General features: G+C 43.6%; 11 protein-coding genes. 5 read left to right on the top strand and 6 right to left on the bottom strand.

Translation table 11 applies throughout. The features are described 5' to 3' along the window. Nucleotides 1-29 precede the first annotated feature (29 nt). From AC1DRQ_RS02050 to AC1DRQ_RS02035, 4 genes are all read left to right on the top strand, one after another. Nucleotides 30-686: an NAD(P)-dependent oxidoreductase gene (locus AC1DRQ_RS02050; RefSeq protein ID WP_477421960.1), complete on the top strand. Its 657-nt coding sequence runs from the start codon at nucleotides 30-32 to the stop codon at nucleotides 684-686. A 199-nt stretch (nucleotides 687-885) separates the two neighbouring features. Continuing rightward, nucleotides 886-2,001, top strand: a complete 1,116-nt coding sequence (locus AC1DRQ_RS02045) for an acyltransferase family protein (RefSeq protein WP_477421959.1) — start codon at nucleotides 886-888, stop codon at nucleotides 1,999-2,001. A 119-nt stretch (nucleotides 2,002-2,120) separates the two neighbouring features. Further along, nucleotides 2,121-3,434 (top strand): glycoside hydrolase family 99 protein, encoded by a 1,314-nt coding sequence (locus AC1DRQ_RS02040; RefSeq protein ID WP_477421958.1) that lies wholly within the window; start codon nucleotides 2,121-2,123, stop codon nucleotides 3,432-3,434. Nucleotides 3,435-3,618: 184 nt separating this feature from the next. Beyond that, entirely contained in the window at nucleotides 3,619-5,880 is a 2,262-nt protein-coding gene (locus AC1DRQ_RS02035) for a glycoside hydrolase family 3 N-terminal domain-containing protein (RefSeq protein ID WP_477421957.1), read from the top strand. A gap of 494 nt (nucleotides 5,881-6,374) precedes the next feature. Here AC1DRQ_RS02035 and AC1DRQ_RS02030 read toward each other — a convergent pair whose 3' ends face one another. Genes AC1DRQ_RS02030 through AC1DRQ_RS02005 form a run of 6 tightly spaced genes read right to left on the bottom strand, consistent with a single transcriptional unit; the run spans nucleotide 6,375 to nucleotide 15,657 of the window. After that, nucleotides 6,375-7,673: a glycoside hydrolase family 99 protein gene (locus tag AC1DRQ_RS02030; protein WP_477421956.1), complete on the bottom strand. Its 1,299-nt coding sequence runs from the start codon at nucleotides 7,671-7,673 to the stop codon at nucleotides 6,375-6,377. Between the two features lie 42 nt (nucleotides 7,674-7,715). Next, nucleotides 7,716-8,699, bottom strand: a complete 984-nt coding sequence (locus AC1DRQ_RS02025) for a family 43 glycosylhydrolase (RefSeq protein WP_429399761.1) — start codon at nucleotides 8,697-8,699, stop codon at nucleotides 7,716-7,718. A gap of 60 nt (nucleotides 8,700-8,759) precedes the next feature. Continuing rightward, entirely contained in the window at nucleotides 8,760-9,905 is a 1,146-nt protein-coding gene (locus tag AC1DRQ_RS02020) for a hypothetical protein (protein ID WP_477421955.1), read from the bottom strand. A gap of 20 nt (nucleotides 9,906-9,925) precedes the next feature. Continuing rightward, complete coding sequence (locus AC1DRQ_RS02015; protein WP_477421954.1) at nucleotides 9,926-10,630, bottom strand: DUF3823 domain-containing protein; 705 nt, start codon at nucleotides 10,628-10,630, stop codon at nucleotides 9,926-9,928. Nucleotides 10,631-10,648: 18 nt separating this feature from the next. Then, nucleotides 10,649-12,505, bottom strand: a complete 1,857-nt coding sequence (locus AC1DRQ_RS02010; protein ID WP_477421953.1) for a RagB/SusD family nutrient uptake outer membrane protein — start codon at nucleotides 12,503-12,505, stop codon at nucleotides 10,649-10,651. An 11-nt stretch (nucleotides 12,506-12,516) separates the two neighbouring features. Next, nucleotides 12,517-15,657: a SusC/RagA family TonB-linked outer membrane protein gene (locus AC1DRQ_RS02005; protein ID WP_477421952.1), complete on the bottom strand. Its 3,141-nt coding sequence runs from the start codon at nucleotides 15,655-15,657 to the stop codon at nucleotides 12,517-12,519. A 1,002-nt stretch (nucleotides 15,658-16,659) separates the two neighbouring features. On the opposite strand from AC1DRQ_RS02005, the gene AC1DRQ_RS02000 reads away from it, so the two are divergent. Then, the gene (locus AC1DRQ_RS02000) at nucleotides 16,660-17,880 is read left to right on the top strand and encodes an IPT/TIG domain-containing protein (protein WP_477421951.1); all 1,221 of its coding nucleotides are present in this window, start codon (nucleotides 16,660-16,662) and stop codon (nucleotides 17,878-17,880) included. Nucleotides 17,881-18,030: the final 150 nt, after the last annotated feature.

Genomic DNA, 18,030 nt, shown 5'->3' with positions numbered 1-18,030 from the left:
GAATTAATGATTTGTTAAGAATAAGAACCATGAAATTACTTATTTTAGGGGGAACAGGGAGAACAGGCTGCCTTGTGGTTAAGGAGGCATTAGCCCGGGGTTATGATATTAATGTGTTGTTACGGAATAAGCATAAGTATTCTTTCAATTCAAAATCAATTTCGGTTTTTGAAGGATTACCTACCAAACAGGATGATTTAGCGGCAGCAATGCAGGGGTGCGATGCGATTATAAGTGCATTAAACATTTCCAGGACCTCTGATTTTCCCTGGGCAAAATTGAGAACACCAAATAACTTACTGTCTGAAAGTATGGAAAATATTATTGCTGTTGCTCAACTGCAAAGTATTAACCGCATAATTGCCATTTCAGCCTGGGGAGTTTACGAAACAAAAAAGGAGCTTCCATTTTGGTTCAAATGGCTAATTGATCATAGTAATATATCACCGGCATATATAGAGCATGAGGCACAGGAGGAGCTTTTAAAAAGTTCAGATTTAAACTGGACCGCAGTAAGGCCGACAATCTTAACCAATTCTAAAAAGGACAAACCGGTAACCGTTAGTTATGATAAATTTCCTAAACCCGGATTATTTATAAGCAGGCAAGGTGTTGCGCAATTTATTGTTAGCATTATACATAACCAAATGTATTACAACAAAAGGCCAACTATTTCTGAACTTTAATTTCTTAACACAAAACCTTCTGCTTTTGTTCCAACAACCATGCCTGGCTGTTACCGTGGCTTCCCACTAATCGGGCATTTATAAAACCCATACGATTTAAAAAATTTGGTGGATTTATTATTATTCGGTAATCTTGAAGCTGTGCGTAGCCCCAACGTACTATTGTGCTATCAGCTTTAGCCAGATAAAATAGAAATCAATGAACACGAACAAACTAAGCCCCGACATTCTAAAAACTAAACAACATTTTGAAATTCTTGATGGATTAAGGGGGGTAGCTGCTTTAGCAGTGGTAGTTTTTCATTTCATGGAAGTGGCTTACACAGACTATAGCAAAGATTTCATCGGACATGGTTTTTTAGCGGTCGACTTTTTTTTCTGCTTATCCGGATTTGTTATCGGATACGCTTATGACGACCGTATCGGAAAAATGGGGATTGCAGAGTTTTTTAAATCAAGGATGATCAGACTGCATCCATTGGTTATTTTGGGTTCGGTATTAGGCTTATTAACTTTTCTTTTTGATCCCTTTGGCGGTCACCCGGAATTATTAGGGGCCGGCAAGATTATTTTAATATTTCTGAGCTCCATTCTGCTTATTCCCTACCCGGCCATGACAGAGCGTTATTTTAATTTGTTCAGTTTTAACGCCCCTGCGTGGTCGTTATTCTGGGAGTATGTTGCCAATATTGTATATGCTTTTATTCTGTACAAAATTAGCCGCCGCTATTTGCTTTTATTAACCATACTTTCAGCAGCAGCGCTTTGCTTTGTTGGCTATCGTGCCGGGAATTTAATGGGCGGATGGGGCGGAGATAGCTTTTGGGACGGCAGTGTCCGTATTTCCTTTTCATTTTTAGCAGGATTGCTTATTTATCGTTCAAACTGGATCATTAAAACAAGGCTGGGTTTTATCAGCCTGGCGGTATTGCTGGCATTATCATTTATAATGCCCTTTTCAAAATGGAACTGGCTTACCGAGCCGCTGGTTATAATAGTATATTTCCCATTGCTCATTGCATTGGGAGCAGGCGCTACATTAACAGCTGGTTTTAAAAAACTTTGTGTTTTTTCAGGGAAGATATCCTATCCATTATACATGACCCATTATGCAGTAATATGGATGTTTGCCAATTATTACAATAGTCACAAACCCGGAACAATCCAGCTATCTTTTATTATCATATTGTCAGTAATTCTTTTGATTGGCTTTGCTTATTTGATCATGGTTATTTATGATATTCCTGTCCGAACGTATTTAACCAATAAAAGGAAACAAGTGTTACGATCTATCCCTCATGACTCGTTGAAATGACATGGTTTTTGATTGATTTTTTATTCAATCACCAAACACGTTACTGAATTAATGATTTGTTAAGAATTAATTAAGCGCCGGCAGCAAATTTGGATTTTATAACCATTTATTATAAATCCATGTCTGAAAATTTAATGTTACCCACGGGGCTGTATCACTGTAGCCGGCATTGTAGACAAAAACACCTGCTAACCTTCCTGTTGCTCCTGCTATGCGCCGTGAGCTATGGCCAATCACTGCATAGTAAAACGTCGGCATTTAAAAGTTATAAGGGGTTGGTAATGGCCGGTTACCAGGGTTGGTTCAATGCGCCCGATGATGGCGCGGGCCGGGGCTGGAACCACTATAATTCGCATGGAAAGTTTGAGCCGGGCAGCACCAATATTGATGTGTGGCCCGATGTAAGCGAATATAAAAAAACCTATAAAACCGCCTTTAAACATGCCGACAGCAGCTATGCTTACGTGTACAGTTCGCATGATGCTTCATCAACCGATACGCACTTTAAATGGATGCAGCAATATGGTATTGACGGTGTATTTGTACAACGTTTTATAGCCGATGTGCAAAGAGGGCGCGGTCGTGCCCACAACGATGTGGTTTTGGGTAATGTGCTAAGGTCATCGCAAAAGTATCACCGGGCTGTTGCGCTGATGTACGACCTGTCGGGCATGAGGGCCGGTGGTGATTCGGTGGTAATAAAAGACTGGAAGCATTTGGTTGATAGTTTGAAATTAACTAACCAGGGTAACAAGCAAACGTATTTATACCATAACGGTAAACCCCTAATAGCCATATGGGGTGTGGGATTTAATGATAACCGGAAATATGGCTTGAGCGAAGCAGAAAAGATTATTGATTTTTTAAAGAACGATCCGGTTTACGGCGGCTGTTCCATTTTGCTAGGCGTACCCACCTACTGGCGCGATTTTGGGAATGATACCGAAAAAGACCCGCACCTGCATGATGTACTGCGCAAGGCTGATATTATACATCCCTGGTTTGTGGGCCGGTATAATGAAACATCGTACCCTCAGTTTCAACACCGTATAGCCGATGACATTGCCTGGTGCAAAGCCAACAAACTTGATTATGTGCCGGTAGTTTTTCCGGGCTTTAGCTGGCATAACATGAACCCTCGGAGCACGCAAAATCAAATTCCGCGTAACCGGGGACAGTTTTACTGGAAACAACTGTACGGAGCCATAAACCGCGGTGCCGAAATGCTGTACGTAGCCATGTTTGATGAGGTTGATGAAGGAACCGCCATACTTAAGGCCTCCAAAAATCCACCGGTAGGGCTAAGCAATTTTGTGAAGTTTGAGGACGATATCCCCAATGATTATTACTTGTATTTAACAGGCTATGCCGCCAGGATGCTCAAAAAACAAATACCGTTGCAGAGCAGCATTCCTTTACCGGTTCATAAATAATTAGTTTATAACTGACCAGTCAACTAAATAGATTTAGTAATTAATGTTTTATTAATCACTTATTATTTATCTCCGCATAGTTTTAGCCCAAGTTACCTGGTAGCACTATTATGGCTGTATTAAAGCAGTTGGTGAGGCTTTATGGTGTACGGAAATATGTTAACCTTATAATATTATAAATTTTATGAAGAAAAAGTACGCCGGTGCGCTGGCTATTTTAATAACTGCTTTTTGCTCTTTTGAATCGTCTAAGCCCGCTGTCAAATATCCTTATCAGAATGCTTCACTACCCGTTGAAAAGCGCGTTGCCGATCTTTTAAGCCGTATGACCACTACCGAAAAAATAAGGCAGCTGGATATGTACAGTGGTCATGAAGTGGCCAATATGAAGGGGCATGAGGCGGAGTCATATTCAGACAGTGCCCGGATAAGCATCGGTACCGAAGGCATTGGTTCGGTACATGACCTGTACCCTTTAACAGCTGATATCAGTAACCAGATACAACGGTATGCCGTAGAGCATACCCGGCTGGGCATACCCATATTGTTTATTGAGGAGGGTCTGCACGGATACTCCGGGTTTGGCAGCACTACGTTCCCTATACCATTGGCTTTGGCTGGTGCCTGGGATACCGCGATGGTGCACAAAACCGGGCGCATCATAGCCACCGAAATGCGGGCGCATGGGGTTGCCATGGTGTTAGGCCCTGTGCTTTGCCTCCCCCGCGACCCACGCTGGGGCCGTGTGGAAGAAACCTATGGCGAAGACCCTTACCTGGCTGCCGCAAATGGTGTTGCCATGATAAAAGGTTTGCAGGGCAGCAAACTAAGCAACCCTGATGCTGTATTGGCCGAACCTAAACATTTTGCCGTTCATGGTATACCCGAAGCCGGGAGTAATATGGCCCCGGTAAACATGGGCGAGCGGGAAGCGCGTTCCTCATTTTTATACGTGTTTGAAAAAGCAATTAAAGAGGGCGGTGCCCTGGGTATGATGGCGGCCTATAGTGAGCTTGATGGCATACCCTGTGTTGATAATAAATGGTTGCTGAAGGATGTGCTGCGTAAGGAATGGGGTTTTAAAGGTTTTGTACTGTCTGATCTGGGGGCAATAAAAATGTCGTTAACTATGCATAAGGTTGCGGCCAACCCTGCCGATGCACTGGCACAAACGCTTACTGCCGGATTGGATATGCAGTTTTATGACTTTCCGCACGATGTATTTTTGAATGCTATTACCCAGGCGCTCAAAAGCAAGCAATTGCCAATGAGCGAACTTGACCGGGCCGTAGCTAACATACTAAGGGTTAAATTTATGCTGGGACTGTTTGATCATCCTTATATTGATCAATCATTGCTTAAAAAGGTATTTCATACGGAGGAGAGCCGGCAGGTTGCCCTTAAAGCCGCACAGGAGGGGATAAGCCTGTTAAAAAACGAAAACTCGTTGTTGCCGCTTGGTCCGGGTGTGCACTCGGTAGCGGTTGTTGGTCCGCTGGCTGCCAGTACTTATTTGGGAGGATATGCTAATAGTGAAGGTAAAGGTGTAGCCATTGTTGACGCGTTACGGCAAAAAGCAGGAAACGATATGAAAATAGCTTATGAAACCGGCTATTCGGCTGATACATCGGCAGCAAAACAAAATGACGAATTACAAAAAGCGGTAAGCCTGGTTAACCAATCAGATGTGGCTGTGGTAGTGCTGGGCGAAGATATTAAAGAGGTAGGTGAAGGCAAGGACAGGTCAGATCTGGAGCTTAACAAAAAGCAAACCCGGCTAATAGAGGCTGTTCAAAAAACAGGCAAGCCCATTGTAGTTGTGCTTTTTAACGGTCGCCCGTTATGTATAAATTGGGTGGCCAAAAAGACCCCCGCTATTGTAGAGTCATGGTTTTTAGGTGAAACCGGCGGACTGGCCATTGCCGATGTTTTGCTGGGCAAAGTTAACCCTTCGGGCAAATTACCCATCACCTTCCCGCGATCTGTTGGGCAGCTGCCTTATTATTATGATCATAAACCCACCTCCAGGCATGTATATGTTGACCAGGATACATCGGCCTTGTTCCCTTTTGGGCATGGGTTAAGCTATACCAGTTTCCAGTATTCGGATTTAACTGTTACACCCACGCGCATCCCGCTTAATGGCTCGGTTAATATCAGCGTTACCGTAAAAAATACCGGCAAGGTGGAAGGTACCGAGGTGGTGCAACTATATATACGTGATGTAATAGCCAGTGTTACTACACCGGTAAAATCATTAAAAGGCTTTAACCGCATCAGCCTAAAACCCGGCGAAAGCGGCAAAGTGCAGTTTAAACTAAACCATGAAGAACTGATGCTTTGGAACCGCCAAATGAAACACGTTGTTGAACCCGGTGAATTTAAGGTGATGATGGGCAGCTCGTCTGAAGATATCAGGCAAAGAGGAAGTTTTTGGGTGAAATAAGGTGTAGATGTGCAGATGTGCAAATTTCAGATGTGCAGATGAGTGAAGTTTAGAATCCTGTGATCCTTTAATCAGGTAAACAAGGTTCAGACATAAGATATTCTGGAGTAATTAAACGTTATCCGGGATTTAGTTGATGTTACCTGATGGTAACCGATGTGCCCGGGGTGAGAGCCGGGCACATTTTTTTATATTAAATTAATCTTGCGCTTGTCACAGGTGTTGGGATAATTATAATCTCCGCGCTTATTCCCTCCCAACGGGAGGGGTGCGGCGGCTTGTGTAATGGCAGGGAGGGGTTTCTACGAGCGATTGAACCTCTAGCGCGTATAAACCCCTACCTCCCCCTTCCCAAGGGAAGGAATCGCACTACCTCCGCTTTCCTTTTTGCGGGTACCGTAGCCCAATATCATTGCAAGTAACAGTCACATAGCCACAAAGCCCCGGATCAATCATCCGGGGCCTGTGTAATTCAAGGTATAGCAGGGCTGCGATTAAGGTTTGGGTACAGTTGGACGTACCGTTGTGAGTGCGATTGTTCCTTTAAACATCTTGCCCCCGTCGCCGGTTAACCTCAGGTAATAATCGGCAGAGCAGGCTGTGCCATCCTCATCCAGCGATTTAAAGTTAGATCCTGCCGGAACAAAGGCTTGAGTTTCCGCAGTCTTGGCAATCTGGTTGCTTTCATTATATTCATCAAACATCGAAATATAAATGCCTTGTGCACCAACCCTTTTCATATTGTAAAATTGCCTCCACATGAAATCGCCATGAGCTCTTTGGTGTGCACCTAAATCGCCAGGCAAAACACAGGGCTGGTAATCAATACCATTAGCATTACAAAAAGCCTGATCAGGCACGTTGATGGTGTTGTAAAAATTGTCCGATTCGATGACGTTACCTATACGGCCTACCATCCAGGGCGATAGCATATCAAAAGCTTTATAGGTGTTTAGGAAGCCAGCTCTGGAATCGCTTTCTTCTTTGCGCCAATGCGTAGGCACGCCACCTATAACATAACATCCCTTGCTTTTAAACCAATTGATCACATCAAGGCAAACTGCTGCCGAAAAATTATGGTTATCATCATTAAAACCAAAACCCCAAATGGATACTACAGGTTTGCCATTTTGTTTGGCATAAGCAGACGATGCGGTAAGCGCCGACATCTTGTTGGTCCAGTCGGCCTCCATTTCTGTCGCCATGTTTGTCCAGCCGCTTACATCATACATAATGTAAAATTTTACACCATTTTTTTCGGCGGCTATCTTTACCTTGGCTGCCATAGCATCGCGAACCGGGCCTTCAAGGCCGCTGGGATTAAAACGCTGTAAAGCAGCACCATCAATACCATAGTCTTTCATCCACTTAAACTGTACATCAACTGTTTGATCGGTATATGACGAAAATACCCGCGCTTCACTACCATTGTTAAGATTAGGATAGTCGGTTTTAAAGGTGGTGGTATAATCACGTACATCAGGCCATGCATATATAGCCGTATTGGTTGGTGAAGGTGGTTTTTCCCATATGTTTGACCAATGCCAAAACCTGTCTATCGGCGAGCCGTCGCCTATGGCCGCAAACCAGCCCTGGTAACCAACAACTACCTTACCCACCACATCGCCCGGGGGCGAAGGGGTAATATCAATAGGGTTTTTAGGCGGGGGGACGACCACCGGTGGAGGAGGATTATTATCTGCCGACTTTTTTGAGCAGCTGCTTAAAGAGCAACTGCTTACTATAGCCAATAAGGTTATTAAACTTAAGGCTCCGAATTTATTTTTGCTCATCGTTTAGGTTTTAATGTGGGGTATAATAACATGGTGAGGTGCTTACTTTTTAATACGCTCTGTTGGTATCACTTTTTTAATGGTGCCATCGGCATTATAATACAGTTTATCTACACAAACTGACCTGAGCCAATCCTCGTGCGAAAGTGCACTGGTATGATAAAATGAGTACCATTGACCTTTAAACTGCACAATAGAACCGTGGTTGGTAAAACTGTCGGTTGGGTCCATATAAATGCCCTGGTAGGTCCACGGTCCCAGCGGACTTTTGCTGGTAGCATAATTCATTTGGTTATGTTTACCGGCAACGTCATGATTGTCTGAATATGACAAGTAATAGATGCCGTTCCTTTTGTGTACCCAGCTGGCTTCGTGAAAATCTTTAAGCCCTTCCATAGGTTTCATTTCGCCATCAATTTCTACCATATTATCTTTAAGCTTACCGCCTTTGCAGGTACCGCCGCCGCCATAATAAAAATAAGCCTGTCCGTCGTCATCAACAAAAACGCAGGGATCAATCATAGGTTCCAGGCCTTTTATATAGCCCTGTGATGTGAAACCGCTTGCAGGGCTTTTGCTGGTGGCCACGCCAATTTTCCAGCTGCTGTTCCATTTGGTATCGCTGGGGTGTGGGAAGTAAAAGTAATAAGTTCCGTTTTTATAGGCACAATCAGGCGCCCACATAAAGCCGCCTTCGGGCCTGCCCCATGAAACCTGGCTGGCACGCAGTATTTCGCCATGATCTTTCCAGTGCACCATATCGTCGGTCGAAAAAACATGGTACTGGTCCATCAGGTCGCATCCGCGCGCGGGGGCAATATCATGCGATGCATACACGTACAACCGGCCATCGGCCCATACGTGCGCCGATGGATCGGCAGTGTACATAGAGGTAATGAACGGGTTACCGGGAGCGGGGCTTTCAGTAGTTTTTTCCTGGGCTTTAGAGCAACTTATATGCAATGCGAATAAACCAGCCAGCACTGCTTTACCTGCAAATACTTTTAACATTTTTTTAATGGTCATATACTATTTGTTTTTAAATACCGGCGGTGTTTCTCTCCGCCGGTATTATATTAAAGGCTATTATTTTGATATAAACTTCAGGTCATCAATACCGGTAACAAGATCAGCGTGATCTTTGCCGGTTGTGAAGAAGAAGATGCGGAAGTGATTGATCGCTGCATAATCGGCTCCTCCATCGCCTGTTTTGTTGGCTTTGTCAAAATCGAGCGTTATCAGATTCCATCCATTTTTCAAGGATGGTATAAGCGGGGCCACATCCCAGGCCGATTCGTGATCATCTGATTTTCCGGAGCTGGTGATCTCAATAGATCCATCATTTTTAAGCTGTGAAACATCCGATACATACCACCAGAACTGGAACCTGCCGGTAGTTTCGGTAAAGGATGTATTAACCGGTGCAGCCACATCTTTTATAAACTGCATAAAATCGTTGCCGTTTGTAATGGTGTTTTTGAGATAACCTGCGCCTTCTTTTTGGCCGGTTGTAGCAATGTTAGGATCCCCTACGGTTTGCCACCCATCCTTTGCGTCGGCATTGTCAAACTCAACCGGTGGCGGCGCAGGTGCGGCCCTGAATACAAAGTCGTCTACTCCGGTCACCAGATCGGCATGATCTTTAGTTTTGGTAAAGAAAAATAAACGGAAGTGATTTATAGCTGAATAATCTGCCCCGCCATCTCCTGTTTTTATGGCTTTGCTAAAATTAAGCGATATCTCGTTCCAGCCATTTTTTAAGGTTGGTATTAACGGCGCTACATCCCAGGCCGACTCAAAGGCATCCGACTTTCCTGAACTTGTGATCTCGATAGAGCCATCAGCTTTAAGCTGGGATACATCCGATATAAACCACCAAAACTTAAACTGGCCATTAGTTTCATTAAGTTTAGTATCAAGTGGTGTTGGTAAATCCTTAATGAACTGCATAAAATCGGAGCCATTAGCTATCGTGTTTTTGAGATAGCCGGTTCCTTCTTTTTGGCCGGTTGTAGCAATGTTAGGATCGCCTACAGTTTGCCATCCATCCTTTGCGTCGGCATTGTCAAACACCACAAGAGTAGGGTCAACAGCCGGCGGGGCAACAGTGTCAACAGGCGGCGGTTTAAGGCCCGAAGTATCACGTGAGGTATATACTTGTTTTTTACAGGCAGTTATTGCCAGGCCTATCATGAAGATGGAACATACCATCATTGTTTTAATGAATTTCATTTTCCTTTTGGTTAGGTTAATTATTTAGGAATATCTACCTGTATTATTTCCGAAAAATTGGAACTGTTGAAGCTATCGCTTAAACGTACTCCTGCGCGTACAAAAAATGTGCGGCCGGGAATAAGGTTAGGAATAGTTAAGGTTATCGTTTTTTCGGCAGCTGTCATGTCTGTAAACTGTTTATTGATAGCTATTAAATTTAGGTCTGAAAAGTCTCTTATTGACGCTCCGGTACCTACCAGCTTGGTTGTGTTTACATAGGGCTGTACATCCTTAATGGTTGGCAAACCCGCTGCAACAGGCGCAGTAATATCAAACTTTAAGGTTAAGGTAGTTCCGGTTAAACTTGAGGTGAAGTTTTTAATGACGATATAAGGTGTAACGGTAAAATCATGTTTAGTACCCTGATCAATATTTACCACTACCGTATCTGTAACAGGCCAAAAAGCGCCTCCCGTAGGCACAACCTTATAACCCCCTTTAAACAGCTTGGTATCCTCAAATGTACCGTCAAATTTACTTGGGATAGTTTGCGGAGCGGTCCAGCCTATTTGCTGAAGCCTAATCTGGGTGCTATTGCCAGAGGTTGGTAAATTGCCGCCCTCAGAGGAAATTATATTGCCTTGCAGGGAGGCATTCGGTCCGTCATAATTGTCTGTTTTTGTGCATGCAGAACTGGCCAGTATAACTACGCCCACCAAAATTCTGCCGATCAATTTTTTCATAGCTTAAATTTTAAATTCTTAATAATTAGGATTATTAGGGAGCAGGTTAGGGTTCTTTCCAATTTCGCCGCCTGGAATTCCCTCATAATAAAACTGCTTCTGGAAAGTATATTCCCTGTTAAACAGCTCGGTTTCGGCAAGGAAAATGTATTTATTTTCATTAAACACGTAATACGGCATCAGGCCTTTAAAATGCGCACGGTCAAGCACCACATCGGCAATGCGCCATCTTTTTAAATCCCAGTAGTACTGGTTTTCAAAAGCAAGCTCCATGCGCCTTTCTTTACGTACTTTATCCAGATCAATAGAAGCGTAAGGTGTTGCGCCAGCCCTTGTCCTGATCTGGTTAATGGAAGTTAACGCGTCAGACGGGTTGCCTAATTCCATTGCAGCTTCTGCACGGTTCAATAATATTTCACCATAACGCATATCTATCCATGGCTGTTCGCTTCTGTACAGGTCAACACTTGCCTGAGGCTTATTGTAGTCAACATATTTGCGTACATAAAAACCGGTGCGGGTTAACTCGTCGCCGCCGGTCCACGGACCGGTAAAGCCAATCACCTGTTTGCCCTGGTACAAAGTTTTTGTATCGCCTGCAAGTATGTAGGAGCGTGAGTTTGGTTGTTTGGCAACCTCTGCAGCAGCCGTGCCGCTAAAAGAAGGATAAATACCTCTTTGCATATCAAAGGTAAGCCCCCTTAAGGTTGCACCGGGGAAATAAACTGTGGCTAATAACCTTGGTTCAAGCCCCTGCATTATTTCTGCACGGTTATTGAAACGTTTTGGCGTACCGTCATCGTTGGTTATAGGCAAATTTCCCCATAGTTGTACCAGATCCAGCGTTGGGTATGCACGCGAGAGCGCATTGGCTGTCATGTAACGTGGCGACATGGTTGCATCCCAGCTATGGGCGGTATTATTAGCAATGGAATACTGTTTGATGAAAATATTCTCCGGGCTTCCGGCCTTTAAAAACAGGTCGGCATAGTTCTGTACCTTGTCTGAGTTGGCATTGTAAAGCGAATAATGACCTTCCAATAATTTGGCGGCATCATACGCGGCCTTGAAATAGGTAGCCGCCTTGCTGGCTGGGATGCCAGCTAAACCTAATGAACGTGCCTGCCCGTCAACAAAGTTCACGGAGCCATATTTAGCAACACAAGCTGCATACAGCAATGCTCTTGATTTTAACGCGGCTGCAGCGTATTTGTTAGCCCTGCCGGCATCACTTGACTCGGGCATCATTTGGAAACCCAGATCAAGCTCTGCTCCAATAAAATCCCATGTAGCCTCTTCTTTATCGCGGTGTACCTGGAGTGTTGACAGCGGTGCGCCGGGATCTTGCGGAACGGTTACGAGAGGAACGCCGCCATAACGCTTGGCCAAACCAAAATAATAGTATGCCCTTAAAAAATGGGCTTCGCCCAAAAGCGCGTTTACGGTTGGCTGGGTGAGTGCTGCAACATGCTTAGGCAATTCTGCTATCAGCGTATTTACATTCCTGATATCGCCATAAGGCCAGTAACCAAAGCCGTTACCAATATCCATACCACCGAAGGGGCCTACTTCTTCGCCGATAACAGAGGCCGAGGTATAAAAATTCATCCAGGGGTTACCGGGGTTAAAACCAGGGTGATTATAAACAACACCATTTACGTTTACATCCTCACCGCCATCTGGCCTGTACTTAAAATCCTCGATAGGTAAATTTCTGTATATGGTTGCTAAAAATGACCTGACACCAGCCTCGCTGCTGTATATCACTTCGGGGGTAACTATATTGGTTGGAGGAATATTTAACTTCTGGCAGGAAGTTACCGAGGCCCCTACACCTATAGATATCGCTATAATTAATTTATGTATACTTTTCATTTGTCAATAGATTAAAAGGAAACGTTAGCTCCCAGATTAAAAGTCCTGTTCATTGGATAGGTGTATCCGCCTAAAGCTCTGCCGAAATCACCGTTATCTCTTGGGTTAGGGCCCTGGTGCTCTGGATCGTAATTCTTTAATCCCGTGAATGTTAACAGATTGTAGCTGTTTACATATACCCTGAGTTTTTTAACGCCGATGCTTTTCAAAACCGACGGAGATAAGGTGTAACCTAATTCAAGGGTTTTTACACGCAGGTAGCTGGCATTTTGTATGGCTTTTGTACCCTTTGCTATCGGCGACCCCATGGCAGGGTAAAATCCCGGTACCCATTGGGTATTGGGGTCAAAAACGTTGGCATAAGGATCGGCTGTATGCCAGCTGTCAAGGAAGCGGGTTAACGCGCTTCTGTTATACATTAACGGTTCTGCAAATTGTTCGCCGTACTGCACATAAACACCGGCAGCGCCTTGTAAAAGCATGTTCATATCAAACCCTTTATAGCTTAAGCCAATGGTTAAGCCATAGTTGTATAAGGGAATATCGGTAGTCGCGATAGGGTGATCATCCTTGCCATCAATAACACCGTCATTGTTCCAGTCCTTGTAATAATAGTCGCCAGGCACCACATTGTTATTGCCGCCGCCTGTGTTAACACCATAATTGTATATCTGGTTATAGTTGGTGAACTGTCCGGCATATTCGGGGCCCCACCAAACATTCTGATACCTGTTGGTTTGGTTCTCTTTCCAGTTTGAATATTCGTTGCCTGATGTGCCGCGAAGTACATTTAGATTTTTTAAGCGGGTAGTACCTATGTTACCGGTAAGGTTTAAACCAACCTGGCCAAAGGTGTTTCTGTATGATAAGCTAAAATCCAAACCCTGCACCCTGTCGCTGTTATAATTGATCTGCGGTACGGCTGCACCCACAGTTCCGGGTAAGGCTACCGAAGGCTGGGCCGGTAATCCTGTTCTGTCGTTTCTGAAAACTTCTATAGTACCATCTACTTTTCCGCCAAATAAGCTAAAATCCATAGCTATGTTCTTGATGGTATTTACAGACCATGTTAAGCCCGGGTTACCCAATTTGGGGGCCGATCCGTTTACCGCGCCGGCGCCAAAAATATAACTGTTTATAGGGTAGGTGTAACCGTTAACATAATTGAATGCAGGTGCATTTGCCTCATCACCTGTTTGTCCGTAGGAGGCTCTCAGCTTTAAGTTAGACACGATGTTTTCGGAGATCAGGTTGCGGAAAAAGCCTTCTTTAGATATAACCCAGCCTACTGATCCGCCCGGGAAAAAGCCCCATTGATCAGGGCCCGGCTGATACAGGTTATTACCATCGCGACGGAAGCTGAACTCCGCAAGATATTTGCCTTTAAAATCGTAATTGAACCTGCCTATGATGCTTCTGTGCGCGCGATCCTGCAAAGCACCGGCGTCCATACCGCCCGCCATATTTGAGTTTTGCAAACCCCCGAATAAATAATCTACAGGAATTTCAGTATCCCGGTAAGCATTAAAATTATCGGCAGTTTCATGGCTTTGCTCATAGGTAGCCATGGCCGTTATATTATGGTTCTCTAAAAATGTATGCGCATAATTTAATGTTAACTGGCTTAAGGTATTTAAATGGGTATAGTATTGGCGTGTTATGCCCGAGGGTAAATTTACCACACTTGGTATATACGAATCATCATCGGCCTTGTAAGTATATAAGGTATATGATCTTTTTATCTGGTTATTGTCGGTAACGCCATAATCAATGTTAAACAAAGCCTTGGCACTCAATCCCGTTACGCCGGGTATATCATACTGTAAATTTAACTGGCTTGTAATGTTTTTATTCCTGTACCTCTTGAAGCCTACTTTGTCGGCATCGGTTACGATAGAAGGGTTCATGTTATCATCCATTACAGCAGGGTATAATGGATTGTCATTAGCATATATCTGTTTTGTAGGTATCTGGTTCCAGGTATACTTATAAACGGTCCATTCATCGGTAAAAGGCTGGTTTTTCTCATCCATCCAGGCCGATGTTAATACCTGTGCCCTTAATCCTTTTGTTATGTTAGCAGTAACATTTGAGCGAAAATTATATTTGTTGTAGTTTAAATCTCCGGTTTTAAAAACACCGTCCTGCTTTTGATAACCAAAGTTGAAGAAATAGCTTATTTTATCAGTTCCACCGTCAATATTTAAATTGTGCTGTATCTGGGTAGCTGTTTTCTTGAAAACCAGGCTTGACCAGTCGGCCGATTTGTAAGTGCCATCAATCCAGGGTTTCATATCGGCGTATGAAAACTGCGGGGTTATATTGTTCACAAAATTGTTGGCGAAATCGCGTTTAACTTTCTCGTTTGTTAACATCATAAAATCTACAGCGTTTACACCCTGGGGCATCCCTAAAAAAGTTTGGATGGCATCGTTTACCGAATAATTGATGTTGATCTTCCCGTTCTTTGACCCTTTTTTAGTGGTGATCAAAATAGCACCACCGGCGGCCCTCATACCATATATGGATGCGGCAGCGTCTTTCAGCACTGAAATGCTTTCAATTTCATTCGGGTCCATACGGCCTATGGTCGACTGGTCGCCTCCAATTACACCATCAATTACAATTAATGGCGAGCCCTGATACCCCCTGATATTTAAATTATTAGCGTATGATCCCGGTTCGGCGGTTGTTTGAACAATGCGCACACCTGGTATTTTACCGGTTAGCATGTTCACAACACTTTCATTTTTTGTTGTGGTGATTTCCTTACTTTGAAGTGTTGATATAGAACCGGTTATGGTTGCCCTTTTTTGTACACCATAACCTACAACCACTACCTCATCAAGGCTTTTATTGGTGGTTTTTAAAGCTATCGTACCATCTTTAATGTCTTTAACGGCAATTTCCTGGGTTACATAGCCAATGTATGATAGTTGTAAAATGGTATTGGGGCCGGGTACGGTAAGCTGGAACTTTCCGGCCACATCGGTAATGGCGCCGGTGGTGGTTCCTTTAATTTTTACACTTACCCCCGGAAGTGTAGACCCATCAGTTAAGTCTATAACTTTTCCGCCGATGGTGGTTTGCTGGGCGAGCAAACTGAGCGGGAAAAGAAAAATTATTATAAGTAAGTATCTAAGTTTTTTCATACTGTTTCTCTTTAATGATTAAGTTTAATTAGTTGGTTACCTGGTTAGGTAAATAGTAGGTGCGTTGCAGCAGCATACCTACGGAGGGTAAGGGTGATAATGGTACATGGTTTTGCTCGGTTAATTTTGGTACACTAACCAATGCCAATGGGCGGAAAAGAGATAGTGTATCGGTTTATAATTGAATACAAAACAATAGCGGAGAATTAATAAAAGATAAATAATTGATTAATTTGAGGCATTAAGAAGGCCAAAACACAAACTTTTTCGCAATCGATTGCTTTTTATTGCCAATGAGCGAAAATAAATTCATTATCAGGTGATTAAGTTTAGCTGGGGTAGGGGTAATAAAAGAGGTGGCGTTGGGTTTGCCGGAGGGAGTGAGCTATTATACGTATAGGTGGTTCGTAATGGGATACTACATAAGTGTTCGCAATATATATTCCTGCCTTTGGGAGAGTAATAGCCTATGAAAAGACGGCGATTAAATTTTGAGGAGAAATAGTACCGTCCACAGTTGACTCACCCGGTCTACGCTTCGCTGGACCACCCTCTCTCCGGCTTCGCCGCAAAGAGGGTAAAGGAAAAAAATGTTGAAATCCCCTCTTTACGCGGAGCGTAGAGAGGGGTGATAAGCGCAGCGATGTCGGGGTGAGTCGATACCGCGTTTAATTCTCGTCGTCTGTCTTTTCATGGGCTATTGCTCTTGGGAGGGGTGAGCTGGATTGTGCAGTGGCAGGGAGGGGGTTCTACATGTGATTAAACCTGTAGCTCAATAACCCCTACCTCCTCCTTCCCCAAGGAAGGAATCGCACAGCTCACAGCTTTCTTTTTATTCTTCGGAACACCCGCCAGTTCAAGCGTCCACGCTTGAACTTATATTAACATAAACGTCCACGCTTATGTTAGGGTTTAGGCTAAATATAAGCGTGGACGCTTACCCAAGTTATTATTCAAGCGTGGACGCTTGAACAGGCGAAAAATACCTTAACTTTATCCATTATGCTTAAACCTTATCTAATCCTGTTTCTTTTATTTATTGTAATCGGTTCTGTTGTTTCCTGTACAAAAAGTATGGAAGATCCATCTGCTCCGCCGGTTATAAAAACGCTGCCTTCTATAAGTAAAATTTATCCTGAAAGCGCGGGTGGCGGCGATACGGTGATTGTGGTAGGCAAAAACTTTTTGGTTGATGGAACAAATCCAACCATAACTATAAATGATAAACCTGTTACCATTATTAAACTGATCAGTGATACCTTAAAAGTGATCATCCCTAAACTTGCAGGCTCGGGCCAGGTGGTGGTGACCAGCAAAGGGAAAGACTATACCGGCCCGCAGTTCACTTATAAATATAAGGCTACTGTAACCACCGTAGCGGGGAGCGGCGCTGTTGGTACAAGCGATGGCGGTGGTCGCCAGGCTTCTTTTAATTGCCCCTGGGGTGTAACTCTTGATGATAATAGCGGTTTGTACATAGCTGATTGCTACAACAGGCTGATCAGAAAAATAAATCTTGCAGATAACTCCGTATCAACAATTAATATACCAACCTATGTTGACGGCGGTGAATTTTATTCGCCTTATAACATTACGTTTAATGGTAACGACAAGGCGCTTTATGTTACCGATTTTAACAAACACCTGATGCGGGTAAGTGCCGAAGGCTCATTAAAAGTAATTTATACAGGTACTATGCCAACTACGGGTATTGCAGCTGGTGCCGATGGTTACCTGTATATGAGCAATAATATAAAAGGTACCATTATGAAGCTACGTACCGATGGCAAAGACACCGTAAACTTTTCTTCGGGAATTATAACACCGAGAAATATCATTTTTGATAAAGCAAATACTATGTATGTAGCTGGTTATGACGGTAGTTCTGAATCTGCAGCGATATTTAAGGTTGATAATGCCGGTAAATCAACAATGGTTGCAAAGGATAAAGGTTTTAAGGGATGGGAAATAGCAATTGATGCCCAGGGGAATTTTTATGAAGCTGATCACTTTGGTAATACCATAAAGCTGATTGAAAAAAATGGCAATGTAGTAACCCTTGCCGGTAGTGGTACTGCTGCCGATGTTGACGGCGTAGGCCTAAAAGCATCATTTGATGGCCCGCAGGGAATGGCTATGGATAAAAATGGGAACTTATACGTAACAACCTATAATTACGATAAAAAAACAGGCAATAAGGTACGAAAGATAGTAATAGAATAGGTTTGAAAAAGGCAGTATCGCCTACCTGGTTTCAATTTTAAAACGCTGCATCACCTCTGTGATATCATTAAAACTGGGTTTTATAAAACCGATGCTGGGGTTGTCAAAAAACTCCGCGCTGCAAACACCTTGCTTGCAGTGTTTTGCAAT

The organism is Mucilaginibacter sp. P4_E8 (genome assembly GCF_056401495.1).
The sequence above is the reverse complement of the archived record's forward strand: the minus strand, read 5'-3'. Positions and strand labels throughout refer to the sequence as shown.